Genomic DNA, 17100 nt, shown 5'->3' on the forward strand with positions numbered 1-17100 from the left:
AGAGTAGCAAGCGCTTGGTCGCACATGGAACATGGGATGAGCAGGCGACTCACCGCAGGGTTACGTGAACAAGCCATTGCTCGGAGGCTCATAATGGAGCATGTGAACACGCGAAAGAACTCCGGCACGACGACCCCGGTGAAGCGCCAGACCGGCGGCAAGCGGGGGACCAGCACGGCCGGCACCGCCTCGGAGCGCCGCGACCACCTGGTGAAACTCGCCGCGGAGCTCTTCGCGCGCAAGGGCTTCCAAGCCACCACCGTCCGCGAGATCGCGGAAGAGGCGGGCATTCTCTCCGGAAGTCTCTACCACCATTTCGACTCGAAGGAAACCATCGTCGACGAGGTGCTCCGCACCTTCCTCGAAGACCTGGTCGCCCGCTACCGCGGCGCGCTCCAGACCGAGAGCGACCCGCGCACGGTCCTGTCGGAGATGGTGCGGATCGGCTTCGGCACCCTCGAACCGCACCGTGCCGCGATCACCGTCATGCAGAACGACTGGAGCTACCTGCGCTCGCTGCCCGACAACCGGTTCGACTACCTGGTGAAGGCCGAGGACGAGGTCGAGCGCATGTGGGTCGAGCAGATCAAGCGCGGCCAGGCCCTCGGCCAGTTCCGCGGCGACGTCGACCCCAAGCTGACCTACCGGATGATCCGCGACACCATCTGGGTGGCCGTGCGCTGGTTCCGGCCCGGCGGCCGGCTCAACACCACCGGGCTGGCCGAGCACTACGTCACGGTTCTGTTCGACGGCCTCGCGACCGGAGAGCGGACCAGCCAGTCGGCATGAGCCACCAGGGCAAGAGCCTCGTCGAGGCCGTCAGGTCGGCGCTGGTCGAGGTCGCCGACCCGGCCAAGGCTCCGGCGATGCGCGCGTACATGAAGTCGGCGCTGCCGTTCCTCGGCGCGCAGTCGGGGCCACGCAAGACCGCGTTGCGCAAGGTGTTCGCCCAGCATCGGCTGGGGTCGGCGCCGGAGTGGCGCAAGGCCGTGCTGACGCTGTGGCGGGAGGCCGAGTACCGCGAGGAGCGGTATGCGGCGGTTGAGCTGACCGGGTCGCGGCTGTACCGCGACTGGCAGACGCTGTACACGCTGCCGATGTACGAGGAGATGATCGTCACCGGGGCCTGGTGGGACCTGGTGGACGAGTTGGCCGTGCACCGGATCGGCACGCTGCTGCGGCTGTTCCCGGAGACGATGAAGGTCACCATGCTGGAGTGGGCCCGCGACCCCGATCTGTGGAAGCGGCGGACCTCGATCCTGTGCCAGAACACCTTCAAGGACAGGACCGACCTCGGGCTGCTGTACGCGTGCGTCGAACCGAGCCTGTCCGACACCGACTTCTTCGCCAGGAAGGCGATCGGGTGGGCGCTGCGCGAATACGCCAAGACCGACCCGCGGGAGGTCGTGCGCTACGTGAACAACCACGGCATCAGCGGGCTGTCCCGGCGTGAGGCGCTCAAGAACGTGGCGGAATAGGAACGGCTCGCGCGCCCCGAATACGCGCGAGCCGTACCGGATGGATCAGGCGTTGGGCACGGTGTCGACCCAGCGGGTGGAGGCGGTCCGGTAGGAGTTGACCCGATTGAGGACCTCGGTGGGCGCGACGACCTCGTTCTTGGAGTGGTAGAACCAGTCGACCTGCTGCAGGTAGGTGCGGGGGGTCGAGCTGCCGAGCAGGCCGCCGCTGATGAACCACAGGTTGAAGTTCACCGACTGGACGGTCTCGGGATAGTAGATGTCACCGTGGGTGGCGAACAGGGCGCCGTCGATGTAGTACTTGATCTGGCCGCCGGAGACCTGGAGGACCAGGTCGTGCCAGCCGTCGTAGCTGATCCGGTTCTCGGTGTGCACGTTCACGGCCAGCCAGGGCTCGTTGCGGTAGGTCTCCCAGGATGTGGCGTACATGATGTTGGCTGGCTCGCCCCAGCCGCCGTTGGGCAGGTACTCGAAGTCCTGCTCGCTGTAGTTGGGGTCGAGGTCCTGGTTGAGCGGGGTGATCGTGAAGAAGGTCTGCACGATGTGGTCGCCGTCGGGGCCGCTGGTCGGGGCGTCGGAAAACTTGACCCTGGCCGCGTAGGTGCCCTCCAGGAACTTGCGCTGGTGCAGCACTTCGGACTGCTGGGTGCCGGCCGAGGTTCCGTCGGTGACCGACTTGAGCTGAAGCGCCTTGTTGGTGCCCGAGACGACGGGGAAGGAGATGTTGCCCTTCGGCCAGGTCGCGCCGGGGATGCCGGGGCCGCCCTGGTTGGTGCGGATCGTCCAGTTGTGTGAGGCGATGCTGGTGTCGTTGGCGTCGACGTAGCTGAAGTCGTCGAACACGACGCCGGAGCCGCCGGGCGGGGGGCCGCTCGGGGACGGCGACGGGGACCCGCCGGTCGGCGACGGCGACGGGGACGGGTTGCCGCCGGTCGGGGCGGTGCCCCAGAGCAGGGCGCCGTTCTGGTAGACGGTCACCTTCGTCCAGTCGGCGTAGGAGGTGCTGGTGCCGAAGGAGTAGTCGTCGCTCTGGGTGACGCGCTGCCAGTCGGCCCGGTAGAAGCGCAGCTGCATGTCACCCGACTGGGCGCCGGCGGCCAGGCTGCCGGCGGTGAAGCCGACCTCCAGGTAGCGGTCGGCGGTGGCGGTGCCGGGGGAGATGGCGCCGAAGGCGCCGGTGACCGTGGAGCAGGACACGACCGCCCAGGAGCAGGCGAAACGGTACTGCTGGGCGGCCGAGTCGGCCTTGAAGTAGTAGCGGATCTTGAGGCCGCTCAGCGGGATCGCGGTGGTGCCGTTGTTGATCAGGTTGAACCACGGTTCGGCCTGGTCGGCGGTGGCGCCGGAGGCACTGGTCTTGTACTGCAGCCGGACCGATGTCGCGGCGTTGGCCGGCAGGGCGACCAAGCCGATGAGGGCGAGGGCGGACACCAGTCCGCCGGCTAACCACTTCTTTCTGGACAACATTCTTCCTTTCGATGGAACGAGTCCCCCGAGGTCTAGGGAATGAGCGGCCCGATCCTGATCCCCTGGGCGGCGAGCCTGGACAGGTGGGGGGTGAGCCGCTGAAGGAAGTCGGGATAGTCCCGGGGCGAGCCCCAGGCCACTTCGGCGAAGGCGCAGAGCCGGGGGAAGGTCTGGCGCTCGACGTCGGCGGGGGTGGGCATGTACTCGGTCCAGAGCTGGGCCTGGACGCCGATGATCCGGCCGGTCGCCTGGGGTGGGGCGGGCGGGGGGTCGAAGTGGTACGTCTCGGCCAGCGGCAGCACCCGGTCGGGGGCGAAGGGGCCCGGTTCCGGCTCCACGGGGTAGTCGAGATATGTCCGCATATGTGGGGCTAGGACGACGTCGCGGCCCTCCAGGGCGGCCAGCGGGCCGCTCTGCTCGTCGAGCCAGGTCATCGTGGTCGCGCCGGGCGGGCCGTCGGCCTTCTCGTGCCAGTAGACGAGCCGGCGGCCCCGGCGGTGCAGGTGTTCGGCCATCCGAGCGGTGATCCAGGCGCGGGCCGCGTGCGCGCCGGGCAGTCCCAGTTCGCCGATCCGCTGCTGGGCGCGCGGGGTGCGCTCCCACTCGCCGGGACGGCATTCGTCCCCGCCCACGTGCACGCACTCGTCCGGAAATATCTCGATTACTTCGTCTAGGACCTCCTCGAAGAAGGCGATCGTGGACTCTTCCAGGTTGAGGGTGTGCGGGCTGATCCCCCAGGTGTCCCAGACGCCCAGCTGCCGGGTGGGATCGTTGCCCAGATGGGGGTACGCGGCGAGCGCGGCCTGCACATGCCCCGGCAGCCCGATCTCGGGAATGATCCGGACGTGCCGCTCCGCCGCGTACGCGACGATCTCCCGGATGTCGTCGTGCGTGTAGTGCTCGCCGGACACCTCGGTCAGCCGGGGATGACGCTTGATCTGCAACCGCCAGCCCTGGTCGTCGGTGAGATGCAGCTGCAGCACGTTCAGCTTGTGCAGGGCGAGCAGGTCGACCATCCGGAGGATGAATTCCTTCGGCATGAAATGCCGGGCCACATCCAGCATCAGCCCGCGCCACGGGAAGCGCGGCGCGTCCTCGATCGTGCCGAGGGGGAGCGCGTCGCCGTACAGGGCCAGGGTCTGCCGTCCGTAGAAGCGGCCCGCCTCGCCGCCGGCGGTGAGGTCGATGGCGTTGGGCGAAATGTCCAGCCGGTAGCCCTCCGGGCCGAGCGCCGGATCATGCGGGGCCAGCCGGACGAGCTCAGGGTCGTACGCGACAGTGCCCCCGAGGACGGCCAGTTTCCCGGGCCGCGGAATTATCACGTGAAGATCCCTTCAGGGTCAGCCCTTGATCGCGCCCGCGGTGAACCCGGAGGTCACCCGGCGCTGCAGGACGAGGAAGATGAGCAGGACGGGCAGCATGAAGAGGGTGGCGGCGGCCATCGTGGCGCCCCAGTCGGTGCCGAAGATGTTGCTGAAGGACGACAGCCAGACCGGCAGCGTGCGGTCGTCCTGGTTCTTGATGATCAGCGCGTTCGCGAACGCGAACTCGTTCCACGCGGTGATGAACCCGAACAGCGAGGTCGACATCAGGCCCGGCGCCAGCAGCGGGAAGACCACCCGGCGGAACGCCACCACCCGGCTCGCGCCGTCCATCTGGGCGGCCTCCTCCAGCTCCGGCGGGATGGCCGCCAGGAAGCCGCGCAGCGTGACGATCGTGAACGGCAGCGTCGTCATGAAGTAGATGAGGCTGAGCATGGACAGCTTGTCGAGCATGCCGGTGTCGCGGGCGATGATGAACATCGAGATCAGCAGCGCCTCCCAGGGCGCCATCTGGGCGATGAAGACCATCAGGATGAAGCCGCGCCGCCCCCGCCACCGCATCCGCGCCACCGCGAACGCGGCGAGCAGCGCCACGGCCATCGCGGCCAGCACGGCGCTGACCGTGACCAGCAGGCTGTTGCGCCAGAACAGGCCGAAGCCGTCGGCGCTGATGGCGGTGGCGAAATGGTCGAGAGTCGGATGACTGGGCCAGAACGTGGGGGTGTCGGCCTGGATGTCCCTGGTGGGCTTGAACGCGGTCAGCACCATCCAGTAGACGGGGAAGACCGAGACGATCAGGACAGACAGGGCGGCCAGGGTGAGCGGGAGGCGCCGGAGTCTCACAGCTGGTCTCCTTCGTGCCGGAGCATCCGCCGCAGGTGCGTGATCAGGGCGGCGACCAGGATCAGCACGGTCAGCGTGGAGATGGCCGCGCCCAGGTCGTATTTGTGCAGGGATTGGGCGACCTGGAAGGCGTACACCGGCAGGGTGGTGGTGGCGCCGTCCGGGCCGCCTCGGCTGATCGCCCAGATCTGGGCGAAGCACTTGAACACCCAGATCACCTCCAGCGAGGTGATCAGCCCGAACAGGGGCCGCAGGATGGGGAAGGTGACGTTCCTGAAGATCTGCCAGCCGGTCGCGCCGTCGATCCTGGCCGATTCGTAGAGCTCCGCCGGGATGGTGGTGAGCGCGGCGTAGAGGGTCAGGGCCGCGAACGGCACCGACTGCCAGACCACCAGCACGACCAGGATGACGAAGGTGGACGTGCCGTCCGCGAACCAGGTGTAACTCCGGAAGGACTCGAGACCGAGCGTGGCCAGCAGCCAGTTGACCACGCCCAGCCTCGACTGGAACAACCACTGGAAGATGGTGGTCGCCGCCAGGACCGGCGTCGCCCAGGTGAGCACCAGGCCACTCATCACGGCCAGCCGCAGGCGTTTCCGCAGCCGGGCGATCATCAACGCGACGAGGGTGGAGATCACCATGATCAGCACGACGTTGACGGCCGTCCACAGGAGGGTCCGCCACACCACCGACCAGAACTCGCCGCTGCCGAGGACCTCCTGGTAGTTCTCCAGACCGACGAAGGCCGCCCCGCCACGGATCAGCTCGCCGGTCCGGAAGTGCTGGAAGGAGATCACCACACTGCGCAGCAGCGGGTAGAGCAGGAGGTACGCGGCCCCGAGCACGGTGGGGGCGACGAGCAGGTACGGCCACAGCCCGGGCATGCGAGGACGTCCCTGCCGCCTGCGGGAAACGGGCGGCGCTGGACTTTCCTGGCGGGGAGCGACCACGGGAGGTGCGGACACGGGCTTCCTCGGGAGGTCGTGCGGAGGCCGGCCCGCCACGCTTCAGGGGCGGGCCGCGCTCCTACGGCTAGGACTTGGTGTTGAGGATGTCCGTGATGACCTGGGAGGCCGCGGTGGACTCGGCCGCCGCGTCGCCGCCGGTGAGAACCTTGGTCAGGTATTCCTTGATGACGTTCTTCGCCTCGACCGCCGCCCAGTTGGCGGAGTTCGGGGTGGCGTGCCCGTTGGTCGCGCCGATCGCCATCGCGGCCGCGCCCTCGCTGCCGCTCAGCACGCCGGCGAAGGACGCCTTGTTCGGGACGTACGACATCTCCTTGGCCATGTCGAGCTGGAACTTCTCGCCGGCCAGCGCCTTGATCACCTCGTACGCGGCGTCGGGGTTCCTGGACGCCTCCGGGATGATCAGGTCGGAGCCGCCGGTGAACACCGCGCCCGGCTTGTCGGCCGTCTTCCCGGGAATCGGGAAGAAGCCCAGCTTCCCGGCCAGTTCCGGATTGGCCTTCTCGATCGCGGTCGCGCCGCCCGGGGAGGAGATCAGCTGCGCCACGTCGCCCTTGGCGAACACGTCGGCCTGCGGCGGCTTGGCCTCGTCGGAGTCACGCGGCCCCTCGCCGAGCGCCTGCAACCGCTGGTAGAAGCCGATCCCGGCGATCGCCTGCGGTGTGTCGAGGGCGCCCTTCCACTGGTCGCCCTCCTTGACGGCCAGGTCGCCGCCCTCGTCCCAGATGAATCCGGCCAGGGTGTACCAGTTCTGGCCGGGCAGGTAGATGCCCTGGGTGCCGCCCTTGTTGAGCTTGGTGGTGACCTCGATCCACTCGTCCCGCGTCTTCGGCGCGGCCGTGACGCCGGCCTTCTCGAACAGGTCCTTGTTGTAGATGACGACCCGGTTGGCCGCGTACCACGGGATGCCGTACTGCCGTCCGTCGATCTTGCCCGGTTCGGCCAGGCCCGGGATCCAGTCGGTGCCGCCCAGTTCCGCGACCTTGTCGGTGAGGTCCTTCACGCCGCCGCTGGCCGCGTACTCGGCCACCTGGGTGTTGCCGACCTCGATCACGTCGGGGGCGTCGTTGCTGGCCAGGGCGCTGGTGACCTTCTGGCCGATGCCGTCCCACTCCTGGATCTGGATGTCCAGCGTGGTCCCCTGGTGGCTGGCCTCGAAGCCGGTCTTGAAGCGGCTGATGACCCCGTCGGTGAAGCTATCCCGCATGACCCAGACGGTCAGTTTGACCGGATCCGCGGCGGCGTTCGGAGTGGTCGTGGATTCTGGTGTGGACCCGCACGCGGTCAGCCCGGCGGCAAGCGCCAGCACCGCCGTCGCGGTAAGGAAGCGGGACGTCATCGGTACTCCCGGTGGTCAGATATTGGTAAGCAATCTGCCTGCTGCGAGTAGAGTGGTCTTAACCAGTTGGCCCGTCAAGAGCTGTTATCAACCGTTAACATGGGCGTACTGGTCAATAGCTGGTAAGGTCGAGGATGTGACTCTGAACATGCGGGCCGGGCTGAAACGCGACCGGGTGCGTGACTTCTTGCTCGACTTCATCGCCGACAAGAAGCCGGGCGAGGCCATCCCGTCAGAACGCGACCTGTGCAAGGAGTTGGGTGTCTCCCGTCCCACTCTCCGCGCCGCCATCGACGATCTGGTCCGCTCCGGCCACCTCGTCCGGGAGCACGGCCGCGGCACCTTCACCGGCCCCCAGCGCGTCACTCAGGCCCTCGCCGCCACCCCGAGTGGCTCGTTCTACGCTCCGCCCGCCGAAGGCCACTGGGCCAGCCGCATCCTGGAGTTCGGCTCCGCCCCCGCCGGCCCCCAGCTGGCCAGCCGCCTCCAGCTGGCCCCCGCCGCCCCGGTCCTCCGGGTGGTACGCCTCCGTGTCGTCGACGACGAGCCGATGGCCATCGAGCGCCTGCACCTGCCGCACGTGCTGGTCGACGGCCTGGTTCCCGAGGACATGGAGTCCGGCTCGTTCTACCGTTTCCTGCGCGAGCGTTTCGGCATCGACGTGCGCAGCGCCGTCCAGACCATCGAGGCGACGGTGACCGACGAGACGGAGGCCGAACTCCTGCACGTTCCCGAGCATTTCCCGGCATTGATGGTGGAGCGCACCACCAGAGATGTGAACCACAGAATCGTGGAGTTCACCCGGTCCATCTACCGGGGCGACCGCTACCGCGTCACGTCGGAACTGAACTTCGACGCCGATTCCGGCTGACCTTGTTTTGGTGAAACAGCCGTGAACGTGTCGTTACCCGGACATTATGGGGGGTCGATGTAAGGGCCGAATGCCGGAGGGGCAGATGACGCGTCGCGTGCCACGGATCTTGTCGATCGCTGTTTTCGTCGCATTCGTACTGTCCGGATGTGGGGATAACGCCCCTCCGTTACCGACCTCGACCGAGGCCGGCCAGGTACTCAAGAGCCACATCGACCGGACTTTCCGGTATGCGCTGGCCAAGGAGATAACGATCACTGACCCCGGCGGCAGGGACGTGCCCTGCGGCGACGGCAAGTACCGCCGCACCTACTCCGTCGAGGCCGTCGCCGGAGAGGGCCCCGGCGATTCCCAGAAAGTCGCCACCTCGCTCATCAGCGCGCTGAACGGGGTGGCCAAGTACCAAATGACCGAGGTGCCGGGCACCCTCGCCATGCGGGTGGCCGTGAGCACCCAGTTCCGGACGAGGATCGCGATTTACTCCCCGTCCAAAGGCCGGATGGCGGCACGAGGCGAGACGGAGTGCCTGGCCTTGAAATCGGATTCGGCCGTTTAGCCGTTCAGGTTGATCGGGCCGAACAAGTCACCGGCCTGAATGACGGTGCCCTGAATGCGGGCATTGCCGCTGATGGTGTTGGACACGTTGTGGCTCTGCTGGATGACGCGCGTGGTCGTGGCCGCCCACGACGTCAGCTCTTCGTCGAACCCGGCATCGGACTGGGCTCGCTCGGTCAGGACGGCCGTGATCTCCGGCGCCGACTCGCTGTCCAGCACCGCCAGCTCGGCGGAGTCCTTACCGAACCGCTGCCGCACCAGCGAGGTCAGCGAAGTCCAGGCCCCCTTGCCTGCTTCCCCTGCGGCCCCGCCCAGCACAGCGGAGATGAGCGCCACGAGCACGGTCGGATCCATTTCTGCGTCTCCTAAGTCGGGTCCTCGAATTATCCGCTGCCGGAGTTCGTTATGGACATTAACCATGATCTTGGAAGATAATCCGAGGAACTGTTGCTCGCGAGCCTCAGTCACCGTGGCCTCGCAACCTCATCGCGATGTCGATGCCCGGTGACTTGTCATGCCCCCGGGCGACAGAAGGGTTTCTCATGAAGCGAACCCCCCGGCTGCTGACGATGGCAGTCTCCTTACTCCTGGCGGCCTTGGGCGTCCTGGCGTCCCAGACGTCGGCCTACGCGGCCAACCTGCTGGCCAATCCGGGTTTCGAGACCGGATCCCTCTCGCCGTGGTCCTGCACCGGTGGGCTCGGGTCGGTGGTCAGCACGCCGGTGCGCACCGGCACCCGGGCGCTCTCGGGCGCGGCGAGCGCGTCGGACAACGCCAAGTGCACCCAGACGGTGAGCGTCCGGCCGAGCACCGCGTACACGGTCACCGCGTGGGTCCGCGGCAACTACGTCTACCTGGGCGTGAACGGAGGACCCGCCACCTGGACGTCGGCGGCGGCCTACCAGCAGCTGACGCTCTCCTTCACCACCGCGGCGGGTCAGACCACAGCGCAGGTCTACGTGCACGGCTGGTACGGCCAGGGCACCTACAACGCCGACGACATCAGCTTCGACGGCCCCGGCGGAACGGCATCGCCCTCTCCCTCCCCGTCCCCGTCGCGGTCCCCGTCTCCCTCGCCGTCCCCGCCCGTCTCGCCCTCGCCCTCTCCTTCGCCGTCCGTCTCCCCGTCGCCGTCGCCCTCCCCGACGGGCGGCACCTGCGCCGTGAAGTCCAGGCCGACCGGCAAGGTTCTCCAGGGTTACTGGGAGAACTGGGACGGCGCGTCGAACGGCGTGCACCCGCCGCTCGGCTGGATCCCGATCACCGACGCCCGGATCAAGGCGCACGGCTACAACGTGATCAACGCCGCGTTCCCGGTCATCCGCTCTGACGGCACCGCGCTCTGGCAGGACGGCATGGACGCCACCGTCAAGGTCGCCACCCCCGCCGAGATGTGCGCCGCCAAGGCCGCGGGCGCCACCATCCTGATGTCCATCGGCGGCGCGACCGCGGGCATCGACCTCAACTCCAGCACGGTCGCCGACCGCTTCATCGCCACCATCGTGCCGATCCTGCGCCAGTACAACTTCGACGGCATCGACATCGACATCGAGACCGGCCTGACCGGCAGCGGCAGCATCACCCAGCTGTCGGCGTCGCAGGCCAACCTTATCCGCATCATCGACGGCGTACTCGCCCAGATGCCCGCCAACTTCGGCCTGACTATGGCTCCCGAGACGGCGTACGTCACGGGCGGCAGCGTGGTCTACGGCTCCATCTGGGGCGCCTACCTGCCGATCATCAAGAAGTACGCCGACAACGGCCGCCTGTGGTGGCTGAACATGCAGTACTACAACGGCTCCATGTACGGCTGCGCGGGAGACTCCTACTCGGCCGGCACCGTGCAGGGCTTCACCGCCCAGACCACCTGCCTCAACAACGGCCTGGTCATCCAGGGCACCACGATCCGGGTCCCGTACGACAAGCAGGTGCCCGGCCTGCCCGCCCAGTCCGGCGCGGGCGGCGGCTACATGACGCCGTCCCTGGTGTCGCAGAGCTGGAACGCTTTCAACGGCAGCCTGAAGGGCCTGATGACCTGGTCCATCAACTGGGACGGTTCCAGGAACTGGACCTTCGGCGACAACGTCAAGGCGCTCCAGGGCCGGTGACGTCGCGCGGTGACCGCTCCGGGGGAGCGGTCACCGCCGGGCCGGGGCCCGCAGCCGGGCGGGCCGCTCGATGACCGTCGCGCCGGTCTCGGCCTCCAGGACCGGCGTGTAGCCGGCGCTCCGCAGTCCGGCGAGGGTCTCCTGCTCGCCGGCGGAGCTGATCAGAACCGTGGGCGCGATCTTGCGCAGGCCGAGTTTGGCCAGGACCCGGGTTCGCGCCAGTTCGTCGATGAGGGTCTCGTCGTCGGAGCGTACGCAGCAGCCGGAGCGGACCACCCGCATCCGGCCGTGGGTGCGGCCCACGTCCTTGATCAGGTATTCGAGCGGCTGCGGCAGCGCGGAACCGGACACCGCGGCGAGCCGGTCGAGCAGGTCGCCGGCCTCGCGCCCGTTGTCGAGCGCGCGGCGCACGGTCGCCGGGCCGAACCGCCAGACCACCGCGTGGCCCTCCGACTCCCGGTCGGCGCTCTCGTCCAGCAGGGCGGCCAGTTCGCCGGTCGGCAGGCCCCGCACGACCGCGGTCAGGTCGGCCTGGAACAGGACGGTGTTCTGCGGCGGCGGTAACGTCGCGGCCAGCGCGGCGGTCAGCGCGGCGTCCGGCGCCGTCCACGCCTGGCCGGATCTGAGCAACTCCAGGACGGCACGGCCGACCTCGGTGAGCGTGCCCCCGGCGACCGCCCCGAGCAGTTCCGCCTCCCGCAGGACGGCGGTGAGCTGCGCCTCCACCTCCGGATGGGCGCCGTGCGGTCGGTGCCAGTTCGCGCAGGCGATCAGGTACGGCATCGCCCGCGCGCCGCCGCCCTTGCCAGGCGGCAGCGCGGCCAGCGCCTCCAGCAGGGCGTAACGGGTGCCGACCGCGTACGGGTCGTCGGGTTCTGTGAGGGCGACGGGCGTCTCCTCGAAGGGCCAGTAGATGTAGGTCGCCGGGATGGTGGCCCAGGTGGCGATGATCGGGACCAGCCGCTCGGCCGGAGGCCGCTCCAGCCAGGTGTCGTACGCGCGGGTCGGGAGCAGGTTCACGATGGGGTCGGGCAGCTTGCCCCGGTGGCCTTTGGGGCGTTTGACGGCTTCCGCGTGCAGGCCGAGGAGCCGGGCCTGGGTGGCGAGATCCAGCCAGAACCTGGCAAGGTCCTCCGGTATTCCGGCGGCTTTGGCGGCGCGTTTGGTGTCCCGTACCGCCACGCCCCCGGACTTGCGCAGGGCGAGCGGCTGGTCGGCGCAGGCGGCGAGCAGCCGCTCGATCTGGGAGACCGCGGTGGTGGCGGCGGCCTGGGCGGAGCCGTCGGCCCGGGGCGCGTCGGCCAGGCCGGTCGGCGGCTGCGGCGGCCGGGGGTGGAACGGCACGCGCGGGCCGCCGAGCACGGCGGTGGCGACCTCGATCGGCACCTCGGCCAGGTCCTCCGTCCCGGCCGGAAGCAGCAGTCCCCGCACGGCCAGCCAGTCGGTGTCCGGGCTGCCCGAGCCGCCGTCCCGGAATCTGATCTTGGGATTCGGGAGGTAGCCGTAGGAGCCGTGATAGACGTGCGTGCGGACCCGCGATCCGTGCCGGATGATGTCGTTCAGGTGCGCCAGGACGGACGCGGGAGCTTCGTCGAGCAGGGCGCGCACCCGGACGGGATCGGCCAGCAGCCCGACGATGTCACGCTGGGCGTTGTCCCGCAGCGACGCCTTCGGGAAGCCCAGCGCGACAGCGATCCGGTGCACCTCGGGGGCGTTGAAGTGCGCCGTCAGGAGCTGGGCGGCCGGGCGGCCCAGGCCGGCCGCGTCGGCCAGGCTCAGCTGCACCCCGGCGGGCACGATCACCTGTTTCCCGTGCGGCGGGAGCACCAGCGCCAGCTCGGCCAGCGCGTCCAGCGTCGCCTCGGCTTCGGTCCGGAGCTCCCGATCGGCCCCGGCGAGCAGGTCGATCACCTCCGATCGCGGTACGGCGCGGTCGGCCGGGTCCCCGTCGTGCCAGTGATAGCCGCGCTGCGCGCCGTGATGGTGTTTGGCCAGCCAGGCCACGGCCGCCAGCGTCTGGGTCTGGGGCAGCGTGCAGAACCTGACCAGCGCGAGGGTCATATGGTGCTGGAGCAGCAACCGGGCGAGCTGGTTCGGGGTGACATCCGTCTCGCCGGGGAAACCGGCCCGGGTCAGGAACAGCCGGAGCTCGGCCGCGCTCTTCGCCTTCAGCCACGCGGCCAATCGGCGCTCTGTGCTCATCGCCGCAGCCTAGCCAATCCGCGTTGAGATCAAGGCCCTGTCCCGTTCCATGGTTTCGCGGACCTCTTGGTGACCATGAAGCGTTCATGGATCTTCGCAGGTCGATGTTGCGCAATGACCCCAGGACTTGACACGAGTCGGCATAGGCGTCAGTTTCCAGCTGGTCGCATCCCAGGGGTCGGGACGTGCACATGGACAGGACGTTGGAAAAACCGGGAACCGAGGTCGCGATGACCTCCTCGGAGCTGACGGTGCTCAACCTGCTCGGGTCGGGGCTGAGCACGGCGCGGATCGCGGCGTCGCTCGGCGTCACGACCTGCGCGGTGGAGGCGTGCAAGCGCGGGATCTACCGGAAACTCGGCGTGGTGAGCCAGGCGCACGCGGTCGCGAAGGCCATCTCGCTGGGGTTCTTCGATCATCATCGGCCACTGCCGGACAACGGCCGTACCCGGCCTGAGGTGGTGATCGTGCACGCGCGCCCCGGAGCCGGCCGGGATCGGGTGGCCGAGACGCTGGTCGGCTGCGGGCAGTCCTTCGCGGTGCTCCGGGACGCCGCGGGCGCGCACTGGCTGCAGTGGCGGCGGGGCACGCTGGCGGCGGTGCTGATCGACCCGGACCCCGGCGACTGGCGGCTGCCGGCCCAGCTGGGCGCGCCCACGCTGGTGGTCTGCTCGGCGCCGCCGGATCTGGCGGCGGTCGGGGAGGCGGTCCGGCACGGCGCGCGGGCGCTGGTGTGGCGGGAGGACGTGCCCGAGGATCTGTGCGGGATGTTGTCGCTCATGTGCCGGGGCTACTTCACGATGACCGCCCTCTGCCTGGACGCGTTCACGACCGGCATGCCCGCGCATCCGCCCGAGCTCACCGCCCGGGAGCGGGACGTGCTCAGCTCGATCGCGCTCGGCCACACGATCGGGCAGACCGCGCGGCGGCTGGGCATCACCGCGAAGACGGTGGAGAGCGTGCAGGCCCGCCTGTTCCTGCGGCTGGGGGCTCGGACCCGGTCGGAAGCGCTGATCATCTCGCATCGCCTCGGCCTGGTGGAGCGCCCCCGCGACGGAGCCTCCTGACCTGGGCGGCGGGTTCTCGGCGCGAACTATCACCACGGCAGTAGGTCCGTCGCCGTTCGGGCCGAAGACCATGGGGTGGATATCGGGGCCGTGAGTCACTGGGGGTTCGCGACATGTCGACGCCGTACGAGCCGCAGAAGAGAAAGCTGCTGGAGCCGGACTTCCTGGGAGGGCCGCTTTCGACCGGGCCCAAGAAGTCATCCCGATACGAGAAACGCAAGCCCGCGGAGGGTTCCGGACGACTGTCCAGCCTTTCCGAGTGGCCCGCCAGGCCGGGCCCGCCGGAGCCGTCCCCGCTTCGGGTGGAGTCGCCGCGTTCGTCGCGGCCGTTCGGGCTGGTGGCGCCGAAATACCGGACCCAGCCGACGAAGCAGCGCCAGAGGCGCAAATCGAAAGCGCCGACCGGCCGCTACACCCCCTTGACGCTGGTCCCCACCACCTCGGCACCGCCACCTCCGCCCTTGCCCCCCAGGCGCATGACCATGACGCCGACCTCCCGCAGCCGCTACGCCCCACTGCCACTCATCCCGGCCCCCAGCCTCCCAGCGCGAGAGGACCCCCCATCGCCCGTCTTCTCCCGAACGGCTGCCCCACGACCCCTTGGGACGACGACTTCGAGGTCATTCCCGAATCCCCACCCGACAAGTTCACGCCCGGGATACCCAGAGACTCCACGAGCGACTTCACGTTGCGCCCGTCCAGGAGCTCCAGGAGCGACTTCTCGATCGGTCCGCCTAGGAGTTCCACGACCGATTTGTCCATCGGTCCGTCCAGGGACGTCACGGCTGGCTTTGGCGAGGACTCCACGACCGATTTCACGTTGCGCCCGTCTAGGAGCTCCAGGAGCGACTTCTCGTTCGGTCCGCCTAGGAGTTCCACGACCGATTTGTCCATCCGTCCGTTCAGGGACTGCACTACCGGCCTTGGCGAGGACTTCACGACCGAGCCGGCCGGAGACGACGACGTGAGCCGGGACGGGCCGTTCCGTCTCGTGTCCGCAGGCCCCCGGCCATCCGCAGTCCGGCCCCGGTATCAAGCGCTGCGAGAGCATGGGCCGTTCGCGAATTTCGCCGACTTCGTGGATTTCACCACCCGAAACGAGGAGCTGACGGCGGATCTGCTGGAAGCGCCCGCGTCTCCGCACTCCCCGGACGCGCCGATGGCCCAGTACTGGCTCGCCCAGGCCCGCAGGGTCGCCTCCGACTCACTGGCCGACCTCGGCCCGCTGATATGGCAGTCCGCGACCCTGTGGCGGGCCATCGGCAGATCCCTGAACCTGACCGAGACCGACAGGGCCAACCTGCTGGCCGAGCTCTACTGGACGAAAGGCCGCGACAACGAGGCGTTCGACGAGGAACTGGTCCCATTGGACGCCCATCTGCGGAAGGCAGGCCTGTTCGAGGACTTCTACATGCAGCTCGCGATGCTCCGGGACGGGCAGGCATTGCCGGACACGGCGCCCATCGAGATGGCGACGACGAAAGCCGCCGGGTATCGCGACTACCGGCAGGCGGCCGCAGCGGCCACGAAATTCATGGAGAAGCGGGTGAGCGACCTGCAGACCAGGCTCCTGCGGGAACACCGCTCCCACCAAGAATGGCTGAGAGAGATGGCCGGACTGCCGGAGCTCGACTACGACCGCTCGCTCGACCGGCTGGCCGACGTGCTCACCTCGCTCAAGGGCGACCGAGTGTGCGTCGCGATACTCACAAAGGCCGCGAGATCGGGCATCACCGCCAACCGGCCGGACGGCCTCATGGCGGAGGACCTGGAGGCCCTGCTGCGCGCCTCCCGGGCCGTGGGCTCGGCCGCCGAGGCGCAACTGGCGGAACTGACGCGGCTGATGACGTCCCGCCTGAGCCCCGAAGCCCAGCCGACCAGCCGGGCGAAAGCCCGCTTCCAAGCCCGGCTGCGCAAAACCGTCGCCTTCCTCAGAACGCTGGAGCAGAGCCAGGGCCGAATCCGGGTCATCGGCTACAACAGCGCCCTGCCAGTGGCGGGGGACCAGGATCACGAGCAGGAGATGCATGCCGAAATGCAGGCGCTGGCCATCTCCCTCAACCACCCGAAAGGCGCCAAGCTGGGCGTCGCAAAGCTCTGCCGCATCAAATGCTGGATGGTCCTGCAGGACGTGTGGCCGGGAGTCTTCGACCGCATGCTGGCCACGCACATGACCACCTACCCATGGCCCCCGCCCCTGTTCCTGGCCAAGAAGGAGCCACTCACCCGGCTGTACGGCGGCAGCCTGACCGAGCGGCCGAAGGAGGTGGAGGCCGCGTTGGCCCACCCCGTCGGCCTGGGACCACTGATGAACGCCTTCGCCCACGTGAAGGGCCGCAAAATCACCGACGACACCGGATACGCGTCGAGCGGGGACGACGCGGAACCGCTCCCATCCTCACCCGTGCCGCCACCGGCCGGCCCAGACCAGGATTTCCAGGACTATCTAGGCACGGGCGTGCAACTGACATCGGCCGAAGAACTGGCGGCACAAGGCCCTGCGCGGCCGTCACCCATCTCCGGCGCCAGCGCTCGGAAGGTCACGGAGAGCCCGCTCACGAAGGTCAAGCGCAGCACTTCCGTCATCTCGCCCGTACCCGTCCCGACCCGCCCACGGTCCAGCACGACCACCACCACCTCGACCACGACCAGCACGACCCCACGCGTCCCCGACAAACCGCCGACCATTACCACGTCCAGACGCAGCAGCTCATCTCAGCGCAAAAAGTCCAGGTAACCGTGACTGCCGACTCAGCCCCCGTCCGCCTGGAGGTGCGAGAGGAGCAGGCGGCTCCGGGCCTCGTCTACGGCGACCACGGCACCTTCCCATGATCGGCGACTGGAGCGGCGACAACCTCGACACCCAGGGCGTCGTCGGCTGAC

The 17100-nt window shown here is 68.8% G+C and carries 15 protein-coding genes; 7 read left to right on the plus strand and 8 right to left on the minus strand.

Going from position 1 to position 17100, the window contains the following annotated elements; genetic code table 11:
- Positions 1-93: 93 nt before the first annotated feature.
- Together Acor_RS10710 and Acor_RS10715 are read left to right on the plus strand one after the other, a co-directional pair.
- A complete protein-coding gene (locus tag Acor_RS10710; protein ID WP_155336439.1) occupies positions 94-789 on the plus strand; it encodes a TetR/AcrR family transcriptional regulator in 696 nt (231 codons plus the stop codon).
- Positions 786-1478 (plus strand): DNA alkylation repair protein, encoded by a 693-nt coding sequence (locus tag Acor_RS10715; protein ID WP_155336440.1) that lies wholly within the window; start codon positions 786-788, stop codon positions 1476-1478. The genes Acor_RS10710 and Acor_RS10715 overlap by 4 nt, the downstream gene beginning before the upstream one ends.
- Positions 1479-1523: 45 nt before the next feature.
- Here Acor_RS10715 and Acor_RS10720 read toward each other — a convergent pair whose 3' ends face one another.
- The 5 genes from Acor_RS10720 to Acor_RS10740 form a co-directional block, all read right to left on the minus strand.
- Positions 1524-2945 carry a cellulose binding domain-containing protein gene (locus Acor_RS10720; protein WP_155336441.1) on the minus strand — a complete coding sequence of 474 codons (1422 nt, stop codon included), beginning with the start codon at positions 2943-2945 and terminating at the stop codon, positions 1524-1526.
- 32 nt (positions 2946-2977) lie between these two features.
- Positions 2978-4267, minus strand: a complete 1290-nt coding sequence (locus tag Acor_RS10725; RefSeq protein ID WP_155336442.1) for a beta-N-acetylhexosaminidase — start codon at positions 4265-4267, stop codon at positions 2978-2980.
- An 18-nt stretch (positions 4268-4285) separates the two neighbouring features.
- Positions 4286-5110 (minus strand): carbohydrate ABC transporter permease, encoded by an 825-nt coding sequence (locus Acor_RS10730; RefSeq protein WP_155336443.1) that lies wholly within the window; start codon positions 5108-5110, stop codon positions 4286-4288.
- Positions 5107-5994 carry a carbohydrate ABC transporter permease gene (locus Acor_RS10735; protein ID WP_155336444.1) on the minus strand — a complete coding sequence of 296 codons (888 nt, stop codon included), beginning with the start codon at positions 5992-5994 and terminating at the stop codon, positions 5107-5109. Before Acor_RS10735 ends, Acor_RS10730 begins: the two co-directional genes overlap by 4 nt.
- 148 nt (positions 5995-6142) lie before the next feature.
- Entirely contained in the window at positions 6143-7414 is a 1272-nt protein-coding gene (locus tag Acor_RS10740) for an extracellular solute-binding protein (protein WP_155336445.1), read from the minus strand.
- Between the two features lie 136 nt (positions 7415-7550).
- On the opposite strand from Acor_RS10740, the gene Acor_RS10745 reads away from it, so the two are divergent.
- Positions 7551-8285: a GntR family transcriptional regulator gene (locus Acor_RS10745; RefSeq protein WP_246238564.1), complete on the plus strand. Its 735-nt coding sequence runs from the start codon at positions 7551-7553 to the stop codon at positions 8283-8285.
- A gap of 97 nt (positions 8286-8382) precedes the next feature.
- Positions 8383-8841 (plus strand): hypothetical protein, encoded by a 459-nt coding sequence (locus Acor_RS10750; protein WP_155336446.1) that lies wholly within the window; start codon positions 8383-8385, stop codon positions 8839-8841.
- Here the strand turns inward: Acor_RS10750 and Acor_RS10755 are convergent.
- Positions 8838-9194 carry a hypothetical protein gene (locus Acor_RS10755; protein WP_155336447.1) on the minus strand — a complete coding sequence of 119 codons (357 nt, stop codon included), beginning with the start codon at positions 9192-9194 and terminating at the stop codon, positions 8838-8840. The two genes, Acor_RS10750 and Acor_RS10755, sit on opposite strands and share 4 nt — an antisense overlap.
- 188 nt (positions 9195-9382) lie before the next feature.
- Between Acor_RS10755 and Acor_RS10760 the strand changes: the two genes are divergently transcribed.
- Complete coding sequence (locus Acor_RS10760; RefSeq protein ID WP_218034214.1) at positions 9383-10948, plus strand: glycosyl hydrolase family 18 protein; 1566 nt, start codon at positions 9383-9385, stop codon at positions 10946-10948.
- 30 nt (positions 10949-10978) lie between these two features.
- Here Acor_RS10760 and Acor_RS10765 read toward each other — a convergent pair whose 3' ends face one another.
- Positions 10979-13150 (minus strand): helicase-associated domain-containing protein, encoded by a 2172-nt coding sequence (locus Acor_RS10765; protein WP_155336449.1) that lies wholly within the window; start codon positions 13148-13150, stop codon positions 10979-10981.
- Between the two features lie 191 nt (positions 13151-13341).
- Between Acor_RS10765 and Acor_RS10770 the strand changes: the two genes are divergently transcribed.
- On the plus strand, positions 13342-14217 hold the full coding sequence (locus Acor_RS10770) for a LuxR C-terminal-related transcriptional regulator (protein ID WP_155336450.1): 876 nt from the start codon (positions 13342-13344) through the stop codon (positions 14215-14217).
- A gap of 522 nt (positions 14218-14739) precedes the next feature.
- Here the strand turns inward: Acor_RS10770 and Acor_RS10775 are convergent.
- Positions 14740-15111, minus strand: coding sequence for a hypothetical protein (locus tag Acor_RS10775; protein WP_155336451.1), 372 nt, complete (start codon positions 15109-15111; stop codon positions 14740-14742).
- Here Acor_RS10775 and Acor_RS10780 point away from each other — a divergent pair.
- Positions 15104-16954 carry a hypothetical protein gene (locus tag Acor_RS10780; protein WP_155336452.1) on the plus strand — a complete coding sequence of 617 codons (1851 nt, stop codon included), beginning with the start codon at positions 15104-15106 and terminating at the stop codon, positions 16952-16954. The two genes, Acor_RS10775 and Acor_RS10780, sit on opposite strands and share 8 nt — an antisense overlap.
- Positions 16955-17100 lie beyond the last annotated feature (146 nt).

This window comes from Acrocarpospora corrugata, from assembly GCF_009687845.1.
In the GTDB taxonomy this organism is placed as follows: Bacteria; Actinomycetota; Actinomycetes; order Streptosporangiales; family Streptosporangiaceae; genus Acrocarpospora; species Acrocarpospora corrugata.